Here is a 15,582-nt window from a genome sequence, read left to right on the forward strand (position 1 = left end):
CCCCGCCCGGAGCCTTCCGGACGGGGCACCGTCATGTCACCGGGGCGTCAGCCGCTTGTCCGACCAGCCCCAGAGCAGTTCGACCCACACGTTCGGGACGGACAGCTTGTCGGCGCGTGTGAGTCCCTTCGTGCGGTACGCCTTCAGGACGTCGTACGTCGCGTCGAGGCAGTCCCGGGAGGTGAGGTCGCCGGTCTTCGGGTCGAAGCCGACGAGGAAGCCGCGGGACTCGACGGTGCGGATCATCGCGCGGGCGGCGTTCACGTCGTGCGTCGAGGAGTTGGTGCAGCGGTAACGGCTGTACGGGTGCTCGGAGTTGCCGGGGTAGTGGGCGTCGCGGGACATGTCGCCGAGCATGCGGTCGTACGAGCCCTCGGCGTGCCAGGCGCCGATGTCGCCGCCCGGCGGGGTGTAGAGGTCGGCGCTCGGGTTCTCGACGGCGCCGTAGACCCAGCGGTCGGTGCCCGCGACGCGGAAGCCCCAGCCGACGTGGCCGAACTTCTGGGCGCCGTCGGGCTTGATGAAGACGCAGGCCCCACCGGAGGAACCGGAGGCAGCCATGCCGGTGACCGCTGCCGAACTCTCAGGCTTCGCCGCCGTCCGCGTGGCGGTGGACGTCTGCTGGCAGCCCGTCAGGCCCAGGACCGTGCCGATCACGGCCGCCGCGGCCGTCCAGCGAAGTGCTCCGCGTCGTCCTTGGTTGTTCATGCCATCCCCCGATGGTTGGTGCAAGGGGGCGCCCCTGGCGGGCACTCCCACGCCGACCGCGACGGGGTGGGGGCTCACAGGGTTCCTGCGGTGACACGGCGGTGACCGCTCCGGGCCGTACCCGGTACGGGTCTTTACAGGGTGAGCCGCCCTGTGGAGCGTGTAAGTCTCGTCTCACCTGCATGAAAGCGCCCCCGTGCGCCCCTCGGGAAAGCGCGTGCGGCCTTATTGTCTAAACGTCAAACGCCCCCGGGGCCGATGGGCGGCCCCTCCTTAAGGAGCACTCATGACCGCGCCCGTCGTCCACTCGCTGCGCGAACAGATCCGCGAGCACATCGTGGAAGGGATCGTCAGCGGTCGCTGGAAGCCGGGCGAGCGGATCGTGGAGCGACGGATCGCCACCGAGCTGGAGGTCAGTCAGACCCCCGTGCGGGAGGCGCTGCGCGAGCTGGAGTCCTTGCGGCTGATCGAGTCGGCGCCCAACAAGGGCGTGCGGGTGCGGAACCTGACGGCGGCCGACCTGGAGGAGAGCTACCCGGTCCGGGCCGGTCTGGAGGCGATCGCGGCGGAGCTGGCGGCGGAGCGGCTGGCGCAGGACTGCTCGGCGCTGGAGCCGCATGTCGCCGCGCTGTACGAGGCCGACCGCGCGTCCGACGGGACGGGACAGGTGCGGCACACGGTGGGCTTCCACCGGGAGATGGTCCGCGCGGCCGGCAACTCCGTCCTCCTGCACACCTGGGAGGGGCTCGGCATCGAGGTCTTCACGGCCCTGTCGATCCGCTGGCTGGGCACGGTCCAGCAGTCGTACGCGGAGGAGCACGAGGAGCTCGTGCAGGCGTTCCGGCGCCGGGATCCCCGTATCGCGGAGCTGGTGAAGGCGCATGTGCTGGGCTGCGCGCCGCGGCACGAAGCCGACTAGCCGTCGTCGCCGGAGGTGCTTCGCCCCCGCCAGGGGTGTTGCGGATGCGTGGGTATCTGCGGTCGTGCGGGGCTGGTCACACCCGCGCGGCGGAGGTGCACATCGGCACGGGCCCACACCCCTGTCCAACCGAGCACGCCCTCGCTCAAACGCACTCTCACCTGCAAAAACACCGGAGAGATAACGTCACCCCGTGCCACCGCCGGAGGCACCCCGTGCCTACTTTCTCGTATTCGAGAGGTTTTGCCCTTCAACCCTTTGATCGATCATCGATCAGGGAGTTAAAGTCGCCGACGGGCCTCTACCGAGGCTGACTGGCCTCCACCGAGGCTTGAGCCCTGTCCTGCCAAAGACCTAGGGCACCCCCGAACCCTTACCGATGAGGGAACCCCCTTCGACTGAGGAAGGCGGCGACATGACCGACCCCTACGCCATCCAGCCGAGCGAGCTCGACCAGCTCCCGGACCGTGACCCCGAGGAGACCGCCGAATGGCAGGCCTCACTGGACGCGGTCGCCAAGGCTGCCGGCCCGCACCGTGCCGCGTACCTGATGCGCCGCACGCTGGAGCGCGCGGAGGGCAACGGCATCGCGCTGCCCAAGCTGCTCGAGACGGACTACGTCAACACCATCCCCACCGCCGCCGAGCCGTCCGCGCCCGGTGACGAGGAGATGGAGCGGAAGATCACCGCGTGGAACCGCTGGAACGCGGCCGCGATGGTCACCCGTGGCTCCAAATACGGCGTCGGCGGCCACATCGCCACCTTCGCCTCCGCGGCCTGGCTCTACGAGACCGGCTTCAACCACTTCTTCAAGGGCAAGGAAGCCGACGGTTCCGGCGACCAGCTCTACATCCAGGGCCACGCCTCCCCCGGCATCTACGCCCGCGCCTTCCTCGACGGCCGCCTCGACGAGCAGCAGCTCGACAACTTCCGCCGGGAGTCGGGGGGCAACGGCCTGCCGTCCTACCCGCACCCGCGCCGGCTGCCCTGGCTGTGGGAGTTCCCGACCGTCTCCATGGGGCTCGGCCCGCTCTCCGCGATCTACCAGGCGCGCTTCAACCGCTATCTGACCAACCGCGGCATCAAGGACGTCTCCGCCTCCCACGTCTGGGCCTTCCTCGGCGACGGCGAGATGGACGAGCCGGAGTCGACGGCGGCACTCGCACTGGCTTCGCGTGAGGGGCTCGACAACCTCACCTTCGTCATCAACTGCAACCTCCAGCGCCTCGACGGCCCGGTCCGCGCGAACTTCAAGATCGTGCAGGAGCTGGAGGCCCAGTTCCGCGGCGCCGGCTGGAACGTCATCAAGACGCTGTGGGGCACGGCCTGGGACGAGCTGTTCCAGCTCGACACCACGGGTGCGCTCGTACGACGGCTCCGGGAGGTACCGGACGCGCAGGTCCAGACGTACCAGACCCGTGGCGCCGCCTACATCCGCGAGGACTTCTTCGGCAAGGACCCGGCGCTCGCCGAGATGGCGAAGCTGCTGAGCGACGACAAGATCCTCGAGTGTTTCCACCTCTCCCGCGGTGGCCACGAGGCGCGCAAGGTCTACGCCGCCTACAAGGCCGCCGTCGAGTTCAAGGGTGCCCCGACGGTCATCCTGGCCCAGACGGTCAAGGGCCACACCCTCGGCGAGGGCTTCGCGTCGAAGAACGCCAACCACCAGATGAAGAAGCTCTCGGTGGACGAGTTCAAGACGATGCGTGACCTGCTGGAACTGCCCATCAAGGACAGCGACTTCGTCGACGGGGTCGTGCCCTACGGCCACCCCGGCGCCGACTCCCCCGAGGTCCGCTACCTCCAGGAGCGCCGCGCCGCCCTCGGCGGCCCCGCCCCGGCCCGTCGTACGCACGCGCTCGCCCCGCTGCCCGCCCCCGCCGAGAAGGCCTTCGCCTCCTTCGACAAGGGCTCCGGCTCCCAGAACGTGGCCACCACCATGGCCTTCGTCCGCCTGATCAAGGACCTGGTCCGCGACAAGGAGACCGGCAAGCGCTGGGTGCCGATCGTCCCCGACGAGGCGCGCACCTTCGGCATGGAGAGCCTCTTCCCGTCCCTGGGCATCTACTCCCCCAAGGGCCAGACGTACGAGCCGGTCGACCGTGACCAGCTGATGTACTACAAGGAGGCCAAGAACGGCCAGATCCTCAACGAGGGGATCACCGAGGCCGGTTCGATGGCCGACTTCATCGCCGCGTCCACCGCGTACTCCACGCACGGTGAGGCGATGATCCCGTTCTACATCTTCTACTCGATGTTCGGCTGGCAGCGCACGGCCGACCAGATGTGGCAGCTCGGCGACCAGCTGGGCCGCGGCTTCCTGGTGGGTGCGACGGCGGGCCGTACGACGCTGACGGGCGAGGGCCTGCAGCACGCGGACGGTCACTCGCCGGTGATCGCGGCCACGAACCCGGCGTCCCTGACGTACGACCCGGCGTTCGCGTACGAGGTCGCGGCGATCGTCAAGGACGGTCTGCGCCGGATGTACGGCGAGGCGGCCCCGGGCGAGGACCCGAACGTCTTCTACTACCTCACGGTCTACAACGAGCCCATGCCCCAGCCGGCCAAGCCGTCCGTCCCCGGCATCGACGAGGGCATCGTCAAGGGCCTGTACCGCTTCAACACGGCGGAGTCGGCGGGCCTGGACGTGGCCGCGGCGAACGCCCCGCGCATCCAGCTGCTGAGCTCCGGCACGGCGATCCACTGGGCCCTCAAGGCGCAGCAGCTGCTGGCCGAGGAGTGGGGTGTGGCCTCCGACGTGTGGTCCGCGACCTCCTGGACCGAGCTGCGCCGCGACGCGCTGGAGGCCGACGCGGCCCTCCTGCGCGGCGAGGAGCGGGTGCCGTTCGTCCGTCAGGCGCTGCACGGCGCCGAGGGCCCGGTGCTGGCGGTCTCCGACTACATGCGCCAGGTCCCGGACCAGATCGCGCAGTGGGTCGAGCAGGACTACTCCTCGCTCGGTGCCGACGGCTTCGGCCTCTCGGACACCCGCGAGGGGGCCCGCCGCCACTTCGGCGTCGACGCCGAGTCCATCGTGGTCGCGGCCCTGGCCCAGCTCGCCAGGCGCGGCGAGGTCAAGGCGACGGCGGTGAAGGAAGCGCGCGAGAAGTACGGCCTGTAGGTCTGTGGTGGTTGTGTGAGGGGGCCCCCGCTTCGGCGGGGGCCTCGTTGCATCATGGGCTGTATGCGTGCCGCCCGCCTCATCAAGATGGTCCTGCTCCTCCAGTCCCGGCCCTCGATGACCGCCGCCGAGCTGGCGCGGGAGCTGGAGGTGTCCGAGCGGACGATCACCCGGGACGCGCAGGCGCTGTCGGAGGCCGGGGTCCCGGTGTACGCGGACCGGGGACGGGCCGGCGGCTACCGGCTGATCGGCGGGTACCGGACCCGGCTGACCGGGCTGGCCCGGGGTGAGGCGGAGGCGCTGTTCCTGTCGGGTGTGCCCGGGGCGCTGCGCGAGATGGGACTGGAGGACGCCGCCTCGGCCGCCCGTCTGAAGGTCTCCGCCGCGCTGCTCCCCTCGCTCCGGGACGCCTCGAAGACGGCGGCCCAGCGTTTCCACCTGGACGCCCCGAACTGGTGGAGCGAGCCGAAGACGCCCGAGCTGCTGCCCGCGCTGGCCGACGCGGTGTGGGACGACCGGCGGGTCACCGCTCGTTATCGCAAGGGGGCTCAGGGGGTCGAGCGGGAGCTGGAGCCGTACGGGCTCGTGCTGAAGGCGGGGGTCTGGTACCTGTGCGCGCGGATTCCCGACCCCGGCTCCTTCCGGGTGTACCGGATCGACCGGTTCACGACGGTGGAAGCCTCGGCGGACCGCTTCGAACGCGACGAGGAGTTCGATCTCCCCGCCTTCTGGGAGGACCAGGCGGAACGGTTCGCGCGCTCGATCCTGCGGGCCGAGGTCGTCGTACGGCTGTCACCGGACGGGGTGCGCCGGCTGCCGTACGCCCTGGCCGACCGGGTCTCCACCGGGGAGGCGCTGGAGCGGGCGGGGGTGCCGGACGAGGACGGCTGGGTGACCGTGACGGTCGCCGTGGAGTCGGAGAAGGTCGCCCGTACGCAGCTGTTGTCGCTGGGCCCCGAGGTGGAGGTGCTGGCTCCGGAGGGCCTGCGGGCCTGTTTCGCCGAGGACGCGCGCCGTCTGGCCGCCCTGTACGGGACATAACAATCCGCCGCACTCCACGTGCGCCTCACCCGTCCAGGGCCGATGCTGGACCCGTGATGGACGAGACGGAGTTCTGGGAGCTGGTGGACGCCGCCCGTGGGGCCGCCGAGGGCGACCCCGAGGAGCAGGCGGACCTTCTCATCGACCGGCTCCTCCAGATGGACCCCGACATGGTCCTGGACTTCGCCCGTCACTTCGAGGCCCGCTACAACCGTGCGTACACCTGGGACCTGTGGGGCGCGGCCTGGGTCCTGCTCGACGGGGCCGGCGACGACACCTTCGACTTCTTCCGCTGCTGGCTGATCGGTCAGGGGCGCGAGGTGTACGAGGGTGCCGTGCACGCGCCCGACTCACTGTCCGACCTTCTGGACGACTTCGACGAGGAGATCGACGGCGACGGGGAGGAGCTGGGGTACGCCGCCGACGAGGCGTACGAGCAGCTCACCGGCGTCAACGTCCCCGACCTCGGAATCCCGCCCGCGCCGCCCGAACCGGAGGGGACACCGGTCGACTTCGAGAACGAGCGGGTGCTGTCGGAGCGGTATCCCAAGCTGTGGGAGCGGTTCAGGGGCTGACGTCCACTTCAGGGGGAACCATGGCTCGAATCCCGTACCCGGAACATCCCGCCGACGGCGTCGCGAAGCTGCCCGTGCCGCTCAACGCCTTTCGTATGCTCTCCCATGCCCCGCCGCTCACGGACACGGCGATCGATCTGGGCCTGGCGGTCCTGCTCGAGTCGACGCTGCCCGTCCGGCTGCGCGAACTGGTGATCATGGCGGTGGCCGCCGGCACGGAGTGCGCGTACGAAGCCGCGCAGCACCGTCCGATCGCGCTCAACTCCGGTGTATCGGCAGCTCAGTTGACGACCATCGCCGAACTGCGCTCCAGCGGCCCCGAGTTCGACGCGGCGGAGTCGGCCGCGGTCGCGGCGACCTTCGAACTCGTCTCCCGACACACCCTGTCCGAGGACGGGTTGACGTCTCTCCGCGCCTCCTTCACCGACCGCCAGGTCGTCGAGATCGTCACGACGGTCGGCTACTACGTCATGCTGGCGGGCCTCATGAACGGCCTCGGCGTGGACGTCGACCCGTCCGGGGAGCAGTTCCTCGGCCTGACGGGCGACGGACCGGGGTGAGGCTCAGACCGCGGTCGCGCGCCTGCGGGTCGTGTCCGTCGGGATGTACGCCTGGGTCTGGTCGACCTTCAGGACCACGTGGCGCATGGGGGCCGCGTTCGCCTGGTCGAGGGCGGAGGCCGTGACGGCGGCCGGGCCGAGGACGACGGCCACGGCGGCGCAGAGGGCCGCCCAGGGGCCGCGGGACATCTTGGTGTTGCTGTGACTGCTGTTCATCTTCCCCACCTCCAGTCAGTGCGTATGGCCTGACGGTAGGGCGGCAGTTTCGGGGTGCCCCATGAGTCGCCTACGAGGAACCTGTGAGCGGACCGGGCGGCGCCGCGGGCGATCCGGTGACCGACGTCACGGGACGCGTCCGGAAGGTTCACCTTTGAACTCTTGACCGGCGCCGTGATCCCCGGCGTACCGTGGCGGCCCCGAACAGGAGCACCCTGCCCATGACCAGCCCGGACGTGCGGGAGATTTCGCGCGAGGACCATCTCGCCCATCTGCGGCTGCATCCCGACGCGAGCCATCTCCAGATCCCCGAGTGGGGCGACGCGAAGCCGGACTGGCGGGCGGAGAGCGTCGGTTGGTTCGAGGGCGAGGCGCTGGTCGCGGCGGCACTGGTGCTGTACCGGCCGTTGCCCGGGACGCGGCGATTCCTGGCGTACCTTCCCGACGGGCCGGGGATCGACTGGCGGGACCCCCGGCTGGAGCGCTGGCTGGACCCGCTCGTCGCCCATCTGGAGGCACGCGGGGCGTTCTCGGTGCGGATCGGGCCGCCGGTCGTCGCACGGCAGTGGGACCCGGGGACCGTCGCGACGGGGATCGCCGACCCCGCCGTGGACCATCTCGCCGACCTGCCCGCGGCCGCCATCGACGGATACGCGCTGGACGCGGCCGAGCGGCTGGGGCGGCTCGGGTGGCGGCGGTGCGCGGAGGGCGACGGGAACGGTTTCGGTCTCGGTCAGCCGCGTTACGGGTGCCTCGTCCCGCTGGAGGGGCGCACGGCGGACGATCTGCGCGAGGGCCTCGCCCCGCACTGGGAGCAGTCGTTGCGTACGGCCGAGGGGGCCGGGGTCCGGGTCTCCTGGGGCTCGGCGTCGGATCTGCCCGACTTCCACCGGCTGTATGTCTCGACCGCCGCGCACGACGGCTTCAAGGCCCGGCCGCTGGACTACTTCCGCCGGATGTGGAAGGCCCTGAACGCCGAGGACGACGACCGGGTGCGGCTCTATCTCGCCGAGTACGACGGCATCGTGCTCTCCGCCGCGCTCATGATCAACGTGGGCTCGTGCGCATGGCACTCCTACGCCGCGTCCGGGCGACAGGGGCGGCAGCTGCGGCCGAGCAGCGCCCTGTTGTGGCGGATGATGAACGACGCGCGGTCGGCGGGCTGCGAGACGTACGACCTGCGGTCCATCACCCCCGCCCTCACCGAGGACCGTCTGCTGGGGCGTCTGCGCTTCAAGACGGGCGCGGGTGGCTACGCCGTGGAGTACCTCGGCGAGTGGGAACGGCCCGTGGGCAGCCAGGGGAAGGTGCTCCAGCGGGCCTTGCGGGCGTACCTCGGGCGCCGGTGAGCCGGTCGGCGACGACGCTCGTGGCGGGGGGCGGCCCGCGTGTGGCCCGGGGTGGGGGCCTCGCGTTCAGGGCCGGGACTGCGGTGGGGGAATGCGGCCGCCGGTCGTCAGGAGGCCGCGCCGCGGGAACGCCACCCGGTCGCCCGTCGTCGGCAGGCCGCTCCGTGGCGAGGTCGACGGCGGCTGCCTGCCCTGGAGGCGGGCCGCCGTCTGTCTGATCTCCGGGAGGCGGGCCGAGAGGGCCGCGCCGGGGCAGCTGGTCATGTAGCCGTCCTCGTGGCCGGCGATGGCGGGGAGGGCGGCGGTGGTGCCGGCGGCGTAGCGGCTGAGGCCGTTGCTCGATGTCAGTTTCACGGTCCTGCGCGGGTCCACGTCCGCGAGGCCCAGCTTCCAGGCCGCCAGCGAGGCGATCGCGTCGGTCATCGCCTGCGGTACCTGGACTCCCGCCGTGAAGGTGCCCAGGGCCGCGATGCCGGAGGTGCGGTGGTTGAAGCCCTGGGTGTGGGCGCCGGTGACGGGGCGGTCGACACCTCCCGCGCGGCCCTCGTAGATCGTGCCGCAGCGGTCGACGAGGAAGTTGTAGCCGATGTCGTCCCAGTCGCGGGCGCCGGTCTGGCCGGCGGCGAGGTAGCGGATGATGCGGGGCGCGTCGGCGCAGTCGTAGGTGTTGGGCGAGTCGGTGTGGTGGATGAAGACGGCGACGACCTTGTCGTCGTAGCGGGCCGGGGGCGGGGTGACGGCGGCCGTGTTCGCCTCGCCCGTGCCCGAGGCCCAGACCCTCCTCGGCACGATGCGCGGCTTCGCCGCGTGGTGGAGTGCGGCGGGGCGGGCCGCGAGACGGTCCGCGGAGCGGGCCTCGGCCCGGCGCTCGACGCCGTTCGCGCAGAGCACCAGGACCACGACGGCCGCCAGCCCGGGGACACAGGCGAGCAGCAGCAGCACTCCGGTCGGCAGCTGGATTCTCGGGCGCGGCGCCCCGGTCCGTATGCGGACCGGTCGCCGCCGTCGTATCCCCCGCGCTCTTCGGACACGCATGGTCCCACTCTCGGCCGGATCTCCCGCGTCCGCGATGTGTGGTGTGCCACCCGGTGGAACCATCGTCCTGGTCCGGGGCGTTTCTCCGGATGCACGCACAGCGTGTGCACGCACGCGTGGCCGGTTCCGGACGTCACGCGCGCGTGTCTGCTGATCACTGGGCCCGTCCCCTCCGTAATAAGGGGTCCAAGAGAAAGGCGGCTCCGTGGACCTGCTCGACATCCTGCTGGTGCTGGTGATCCTGGCCTATGCGGCATCCGGCTACCGGCGCGGCCTGGTGGCAGGCTGTGTCTCGCTCGCCGGGTTCGTGGGCGGCGCGATCATCGGCGTGTGGGTGCTGCCCTGGATGATGGACCTGGCGACTCCGGGCAGCACTTCGGCGACGGTGACGGCGGTGCTCACGGTGCTGGTCCCGGCCGTCGTCGGGCACGAACTCGCGGGGCGTCTGGCGCTGCGGCTGCGCCGGGAGCTGGACCAGGGTCCGCTGCGGGTGGCCGACGGGGTCGGCGGCGCGGCGGCCAACTCGGTCGCCGTGCTGATCGTCGCGTGGGTGGCGGCGAGTGTGCTGGGCGCGTCCTCGTCCGCGGTGCTCACCACGGCGATCCAGGACTCACGGCTGCTGGGGGCCGTGCAGAACGCCATGCCGGAGACCACTCCGGCCTGGTTCTCCCGGGCCACGTCCGCGCTCACCGAGGCGGGCTTCCCGCAGGTCTTCAACCCCTTCGAGAACGAGTCGACGGCCCGGGTCGCCAAGCCCACCGGCGACAGCGTCACCGCGAGCGCCACGAACGCGGCCAAGCGCAGCACGGTGAAGATCGAGGGCGTCTCCGGCACCCAGGGCCGCGAGGGCAGCGGCTTCGTCTACTCCACCGAGCACGTCATGACCAACGCCCATGTGGTGGCCGGCATCGACGAGCCGACGGTCCGGGTGGGCGGGGTCGGGCGGTCGTACGAGGCACGCGTGGTGCTCTTCGATCCGGACAAGGACGTGGCGGTGCTGTACGTGCCCGATCTGGAGGCCCCGGTGCTGCGCTTCGACGACAACGCCTCGCGCGGCGACTCCGCGGTCGTCGCGGGCTATCCGCAGGACGGCGACCTCAACCTCCAGGCGGCCACCGTCGCCAACCGGGTCCAGGCGAACGGCCAGAACATCTACAACGACGGGACCGTCACCCGCGAGATCTACTCGATCCGGTCGACGGTCCGCCCGGGCAACTCCGGCGGGCCGCTGCTGACGACGGACGGCAAGGTGTACGGAGTCGTCTTCGCCCGCTCGACGTCGGACGACGAGACGGGCTATGTGCTGACCGCCGACGAGGTCGCCGCCGACGCCGAGCGGGCGGCGGACGCGACGGCGCCGGTGGACACGGGCGAGCTGGTCACGTCGTAGCCGGTCGCGACGTCAGAAGTGCGTCCCGCCGTCGATGCGGACCTCGGTACCGGTGATGAACCGGCCATCCTCGCTCGCCAGCATCGCGACGACGCCCGCGACGGTCTCGGGGCCCGCGAAGCCCCGGCCGAGGGCGGGTGCGAGCTTGGTGTAGAGGTCCCAGTCGGTGTCCTCGGGCAGGCCCGGGCCGGCGCTCTGCCCGCTGGCGCCCGAGCCGTCGGTCATGCCGGAGGAGATGGAGCCGGGCTGCACGGCGGTGAAGCGGATGCCCTGCTTGCTGTACTCGCTCGCGAGCGCGTGGGTCATGGACTGGATGCCGCCCTTGCTGGCCGCGTAGGCCGCCATGTAGGGGTGGGCGAAGGCCGCCGAGGTCGAGCTGAAGTTCACGACGGCGGGGCCGTTGCCCTCGCGCAGCGCCGGTATCGCCTCGCGGATCATCAGGAAGGTGCCGGTCAGGTTGACCGCGATGATCCGGTTGAAGTCGGCGAGGCTCTGCTCGTGGGTGTGGGCGGAGCGCAGGATGCCGGCGGCGTTGACGAGCACGTCGAGCCCGCCCAGCGCCCGGACGGCGAGGGCCACGACCTGCCGTACGGAGGCCTCGTCGGCGATGTCGACGCGGACCGTGGTCAGCCGCTGTGCGCTCGCGCCCGCCTTTTCGGCGGTGTCTTTCAGGCCGGCCTCGCTGATGTCGGCGGCGGCGACGGTGCCGCCCTCGGCGAGCAGCCTGAGCACGGTGGCCTGGCCGATGCCGGAGCCGCCGCCGGTGACGAGGGCGCGTCGGTTCTCGTAACGGTTCATGGCGGTCACCGTACGCCCGGGTGGCACGTTTTGCCATCAAGGCGAAAGGTGCCAGTGTCGGTGTTCCGGCGTAGGCTTCCCCGGTGAGCACCAAGCCCCTCTCACTGACCGAGCGCCGCAAGGCGGCGACCCAGCTCGACATCGCACGCGCCGCCGCCGCGTTGTTCACCGAGCACGGACCCGATGGCACGACCGCCGAGGACATCGCCGAGCGGGCCGGGGTCGCCCTGCGCACCTTCTACCGGTACTTCCGCAACAAACAGGACGCCGTCGGCCCGCTGCTGGCCCGGGGCGCCGACCGCTGGCGCGAACTCCTCGCCGCGTCGGATCCGGGCACCGCCGGACTGCCGCGGGCCCTGGAGCGGGCGATCGAGGAGTCGCTGTCCGTGCCGGACGCGCACGCGGCGGAGGGCCTGCGCCAGACGCGGGCGCTGCTGCGGGCGGCCGTGGCCGACCCGGCCCTGCGGGCCGTGTGGTACCGGGTGAACCAGGAGTCCGAGGAGAAGCTGATCCCGGTGGTGGCGAGGCTGGCCGGGCCGGACGCCGACCCGCTGGACGTACGCCTCACCGCCGCGGCCGCGACGGACGCCATCCGGGTGGCGCTGGAGACCTGGGCGGAGACCGACGCGGACACCAGCGGCCCGGGCTCACCCGCGGAGCTCGCGGTGCGCTGCCTGCGGGAACTGGTGGGCGGGATGCGACTGCTGACGGGCTGACGGCGGCGGTCGCGAACACGTCGACGTGGCCTGCCCGCCGATCAGCGTCTTGATCGTCAGGATGGGCAGTGTTCCCACCGACCGACTCGTCCGCAGGAGGCTTCCGTGCCCGTCTTCTTCCTGATCTCCCTGCTCGTCGCGGGGGCCGCGCTCTATCTCGTCGTCCGCAGGCGCCGCACGGCCGCCGAGGCCGACCAGGTCAGAGACTGCGCCCCATGAACACGTCGTCCACGTACGCGCCGTCCAGCAGGAACTCCTCGGGCAGGACGCCCTCCACCACGAAGCCCTCGGTCTCGTAGAGCTTGCGGGCCGGGGCGTTGTGCCCGAGGACGCGCAGCGTGATGCGGCGCGCGCCCAGCCGCCTGGCCTCCTCCTGCGCCGCCCGCAGCAGCGCCCGCCCCACACCGGCACCCCGGGCCTCCTCGGCGACGACCAGGCCCTGGATCTGGCGGACGTGCGCGTTGCAGGCCAACGGGGTCGGGAAGCCGAGCCTGATGTAGCCGACGAGCGCGCCGTCGAGTTCGGCCACCAGATGGTCGCGCGGGCCGAACCGCTCGCCGTAGAAGGGCTCGTACGGCGGCTGGGGGCGCGGCGAGACGGCGTGCAGGGTGGACCAGGTGGCGCGGTCGAGGCGTCCCAGCGTGTCCTCGTCGTCGAGGGTGGCGTGGCGTATGTGCATGTCGGCCACCATACGGCGCACGAGAGCGGGCCTTTGTGCGCACGCGGAGCAGAATTGACGCCATGCAGCCTTCCCGAATCGCGGTGGCCGGCGCGTCCGGTCTCATCGGCGGTGCCCTGGTCCGGTCCCTGCTCGCCGACGGACACGAGGTGGTGCGCCTGGTACGCCGGGCGCCGAGAGACGCGGACGAGGTCCGTTGGGACCCCGAGGGGAAGCGGGTGGACACGGGCGGGCTCGCCGGGTGCGACGCCGTCGTGAACCTCGCGGGTGTCGGGGTCGGCGACCGGCGCTGGACGGAGGAGCACAAGACGCGGATCCGGTCCAGCCGGGTGCTCGGCACCTCCGCGCTCGCCGAGGCCGTCGCCTCGCTGGACAAGCCTCCGCGGGTCTTCGTCAACGGCAGTGCGATGGGCTTCTACGGCGAGACGGGCGACCGGGTCGTCGACGAGAGCGCGCCCGCCGGGAAGGGGTTCCTGCCCGAGCTGTGCGTGGAGTGGGAGGGTGCGGCGGCGCCGGCCCAGGAGGCGGGCGTACGGACCGTGTTCACCCGGACCGGGCTGGTGGTGGCGCGCGAGGGGGGTGCCTGGGGGCGGCTGTTCCCGCTGTTCAAGGCCGGGCTCGGGGGGCGGTTGGGCGACGGGCGGCAGTACTGGTCGTTCATCGCGCTGCACGACGAGGTGGCCGCGATCCGCCATCTCATCGACACCGACGGGCTGTCCGGACCGTTCAACCTGACCGCCCCGAACCCGGTCACCAACCAGGAGATCACCGCCGCCATGGGCCGCGTGCTGCACCGGCCGACGCTCTTCACGGTGCCCTCGGCGGTGCTGCGGGCCGTGCTCGGTGAGATGTCCGGGGACGTGCTGGGCAGCCAACGGGTGGTGCCCAAGCGGCTGCTGGAGTCGGGGTTCACCTTCGCGTTCCCGGAGATCGAAGGGGCCGTCCGAGCCGCCGCGTGAGCGTATGCGACCGGCGTGCGACCGTGCCCTGTTGATGCGCGACTGTTCCTGACCGATTACCGCCTTAACCTCAAGCCGAACTCGGGTATCCCCGGAGCCAGTTGGGGGCATGACGTCTCCACCGGCCGCGCAACCTCGAGGAGGGGCACGTGCTTGAGCCCGCGTACCAGGCGGACGTCGTGATCGTGGGAGCCGGGGTTGCCGGGCTCTCCGCCGCGCATCGGCTGACCAGTGCAGGAGTGACGACCGCGGTGCTGGAGGCCGCCCACGGGGTGGGCGGCCGCATGTCGACGGAGAAGGTCGACGGATTCCGGCTCGACCGCATCGGACAGCTGCTGTCCACGGCGTATCCGGAACTACGCAGGACACCGGGGCTCGACGGACTGGTCCTGCGCCCGTTCGCGCCGGGTGTGCTGCTGCACAGCGACGGGCGCCACCATCTCGCGAGCGCGCCCCCCGGCGCAGGGGGCGCAAGGGGCGCACTCCACGCGGTGCGCGCCCTGGCGAGCGCTCCCCGGCCGACGGCGCCGCGGAGCACGCCACGGGGAGTCGCTCCCCTGGGCAGCGGCGTCGACCAGGCACGTCTCGGGACCGCGCTCACCCGGATCGCGAACACCCCGGTCGAACGCCTGCTGTGCCGCACCGAGTCGCCCGCCGCCCAGGCCCTCGCCGCCCGCGGCCTGCCGGCCCGGACGATCGACGGCTTCCTGCGCCCGCTGCTCGCCGCGCTGTTGTGCGATCCCGAGCTGACCACGTCCAGCCGGTGCGCCGACCTCGCGCTGCGCGCCTTCGCGGCCGGGCGGCTGTGTGTGCCGGAGGGCGGCGCGGAGGTGCTGCCGGAGCTGCTGGCGCGCTCGCTGCCGGCCGGGACGGTGCACACGGGGGTGCGCGTCACCTCGGTGTCGACGAGCTCGGTGACCACGGCGGAGCACGGCGAGTTCCGCTGCCGGGCGGTATTGCTGGCGACGGACGCCCGCACGGCGGCGGACCTCCTCCCGGGCCTGCGCGTACCGGACTTCCACCCGGTGACGGTGGTCCACCACACGACGGACGAGCCCCCGGAGACGGGCGCCTCGCTGCTGCTGGACGCGGACCGGGGCGGCCCGGTGGCCCACACGACGGTGGTCAGCCATGTGGACCCGTCCCGTGCCCCGGCGGGCCGTTCCCTGATCTCGTCGACGGTCCTGGGCCCGCCCCCGCCGGACGTCGAGACGGCCGTACGCGCGCATCTGTCCCGCCTGTACGGCACGTCCACCACCCGCTGGGAGACCCTCGCCGTCCACCACACACCCGAAGCGGTACCGGCGATGCGGGCCCCGCACGACCTGCGCCGCCCGGTACGGCTGCTGGCGGGCCTGTACGTGTGCGGCGACCACAGGGACACCAGCACGGTCCAGGGCGCGCTGCACTCGGGCCACAGGGCATCGACGGCGATCCTGACGGACCTGGGTTCGGCGATCCCGATGCACAGGGCGGAACCGATCCCGACAACGCAGGCCGCCTGAAACGCGCTTCG

General features: G+C 71.9%; 15 protein-coding genes. 10 read left to right on the top strand and 5 right to left on the bottom strand.

Annotated elements, in window-relative coordinates:
• Nucleotides 1-36: 36 nt before the first annotated feature.
• A complete protein-coding gene (locus ACIOHP_RS07565) occupies nucleotides 37-708 on the bottom strand; it encodes a hypothetical protein (RefSeq protein ID WP_361538752.1) in 672 nt (223 codons plus the stop codon).
• 286 nt (nucleotides 709-994) lie between these two features.
• Here ACIOHP_RS07565 and ACIOHP_RS07570 point away from each other — a divergent pair, with 286 nt between their 5' ends.
• The 5 genes from ACIOHP_RS07570 (at nucleotide 995) to ACIOHP_RS07590 (ending at nucleotide 6,924) form a co-directional block, all read left to right on the top strand.
• Complete coding sequence (locus tag ACIOHP_RS07570; RefSeq protein WP_046257782.1) at nucleotides 995-1,627, top strand: GntR family transcriptional regulator; 633 nt, start codon at nucleotides 995-997, stop codon at nucleotides 1,625-1,627.
• A gap of 415 nt (nucleotides 1,628-2,042) precedes the next feature.
• Nucleotides 2,043-4,748: a pyruvate dehydrogenase (acetyl-transferring), homodimeric type gene (gene aceE / locus ACIOHP_RS07575; protein WP_361538750.1), complete on the top strand. Its 2,706-nt coding sequence runs from the start codon at nucleotides 2,043-2,045 to the stop codon at nucleotides 4,746-4,748.
• 63 nt (nucleotides 4,749-4,811) lie between these two features.
• Nucleotides 4,812-5,789, top strand: coding sequence for a helix-turn-helix transcriptional regulator (locus ACIOHP_RS07580; RefSeq protein ID WP_401884201.1), 978 nt, complete (start codon nucleotides 4,812-4,814; stop codon nucleotides 5,787-5,789).
• 56 nt (nucleotides 5,790-5,845) lie between these two features.
• Nucleotides 5,846-6,364: a DUF4240 domain-containing protein gene (locus tag ACIOHP_RS07585; RefSeq protein ID WP_401885215.1), complete on the top strand. Its 519-nt coding sequence runs from the start codon at nucleotides 5,846-5,848 to the stop codon at nucleotides 6,362-6,364.
• Between the two features lie 20 nt (nucleotides 6,365-6,384).
• Nucleotides 6,385-6,924, top strand: coding sequence for a carboxymuconolactone decarboxylase family protein (locus tag ACIOHP_RS07590; RefSeq protein ID WP_361538746.1), 540 nt, complete (start codon nucleotides 6,385-6,387; stop codon nucleotides 6,922-6,924).
• A 3-nt stretch (nucleotides 6,925-6,927) separates the two neighbouring features.
• On the opposite strand, the gene ACIOHP_RS07595 is transcribed toward ACIOHP_RS07590, so the two are convergent.
• Nucleotides 6,928-7,140 carry a hypothetical protein gene (locus ACIOHP_RS07595; protein WP_361538744.1) on the bottom strand — a complete coding sequence of 71 codons (213 nt, stop codon included), beginning with the start codon at nucleotides 7,138-7,140 and terminating at the stop codon, nucleotides 6,928-6,930.
• Nucleotides 7,141-7,361: 221 nt separating this feature from the next.
• On the opposite strand from ACIOHP_RS07595, the gene ACIOHP_RS07600 reads away from it, so the two are divergent.
• Entirely contained in the window at nucleotides 7,362-8,489 is a 1,128-nt protein-coding gene (locus ACIOHP_RS07600) for a lipid II:glycine glycyltransferase FemX (protein WP_401884204.1), read from the top strand.
• A 66-nt stretch (nucleotides 8,490-8,555) separates the two neighbouring features.
• Here ACIOHP_RS07600 and ACIOHP_RS07605 read toward each other — a convergent pair whose 3' ends face one another.
• Nucleotides 8,556-9,524 carry a peptidoglycan recognition protein gene (locus tag ACIOHP_RS07605; protein ID WP_361538740.1) on the bottom strand — a complete coding sequence of 323 codons (969 nt, stop codon included), beginning with the start codon at nucleotides 9,522-9,524 and terminating at the stop codon, nucleotides 8,556-8,558.
• A gap of 205 nt (nucleotides 9,525-9,729) precedes the next feature.
• Here ACIOHP_RS07605 and ACIOHP_RS07610 point away from each other — a divergent pair, with 205 nt between their 5' ends.
• Nucleotides 9,730-10,914 carry a MarP family serine protease gene (locus ACIOHP_RS07610; RefSeq protein ID WP_401884206.1) on the top strand — a complete coding sequence of 395 codons (1,185 nt, stop codon included), beginning with the start codon at nucleotides 9,730-9,732 and terminating at the stop codon, nucleotides 10,912-10,914.
• 12 nt (nucleotides 10,915-10,926) lie between these two features.
• Here ACIOHP_RS07610 and ACIOHP_RS07615 read toward each other — a convergent pair whose 3' ends face one another.
• A complete protein-coding gene (locus ACIOHP_RS07615; RefSeq protein ID WP_401884208.1) occupies nucleotides 10,927-11,712 on the bottom strand; it encodes an SDR family NAD(P)-dependent oxidoreductase in 786 nt (261 codons plus the stop codon).
• An 83-nt stretch (nucleotides 11,713-11,795) separates the two neighbouring features.
• On the opposite strand from ACIOHP_RS07615, the gene ACIOHP_RS07620 reads away from it, so the two are divergent.
• A complete protein-coding gene (locus ACIOHP_RS07620) occupies nucleotides 11,796-12,428 on the top strand; it encodes a TetR family transcriptional regulator (RefSeq protein ID WP_401884210.1) in 633 nt (210 codons plus the stop codon).
• 199 nt (nucleotides 12,429-12,627) lie between these two features.
• On the opposite strand, the gene ACIOHP_RS07625 is transcribed toward ACIOHP_RS07620, so the two are convergent.
• On the bottom strand, nucleotides 12,628-13,107 hold the full coding sequence (locus ACIOHP_RS07625) for a GNAT family N-acetyltransferase (protein ID WP_401884212.1): 480 nt from the start codon (nucleotides 13,105-13,107) through the stop codon (nucleotides 12,628-12,630).
• A gap of 62 nt (nucleotides 13,108-13,169) precedes the next feature.
• On the opposite strand from ACIOHP_RS07625, the gene ACIOHP_RS07630 reads away from it, so the two are divergent.
• A complete protein-coding gene (locus ACIOHP_RS07630; protein ID WP_401884214.1) occupies nucleotides 13,170-14,066 on the top strand; it encodes a TIGR01777 family oxidoreductase in 897 nt (298 codons plus the stop codon).
• Between the two features lie 149 nt (nucleotides 14,067-14,215).
• The gene (locus ACIOHP_RS07635; protein WP_401884216.1) at nucleotides 14,216-15,571 is read left to right on the top strand and encodes an NAD(P)/FAD-dependent oxidoreductase; all 1,356 of its coding nucleotides are present in this window, start codon (nucleotides 14,216-14,218) and stop codon (nucleotides 15,569-15,571) included.
• The last annotated feature ends 11 nt before the right edge of the window (nucleotides 15,572-15,582 follow it).

It is taken from the genome of Streptomyces sp. NPDC087859 (assembly GCF_044742595.1).
Taxonomy (GTDB): Bacteria; Actinomycetota; Actinomycetes; order Streptomycetales; family Streptomycetaceae; genus Streptomyces; species Streptomyces canus_F.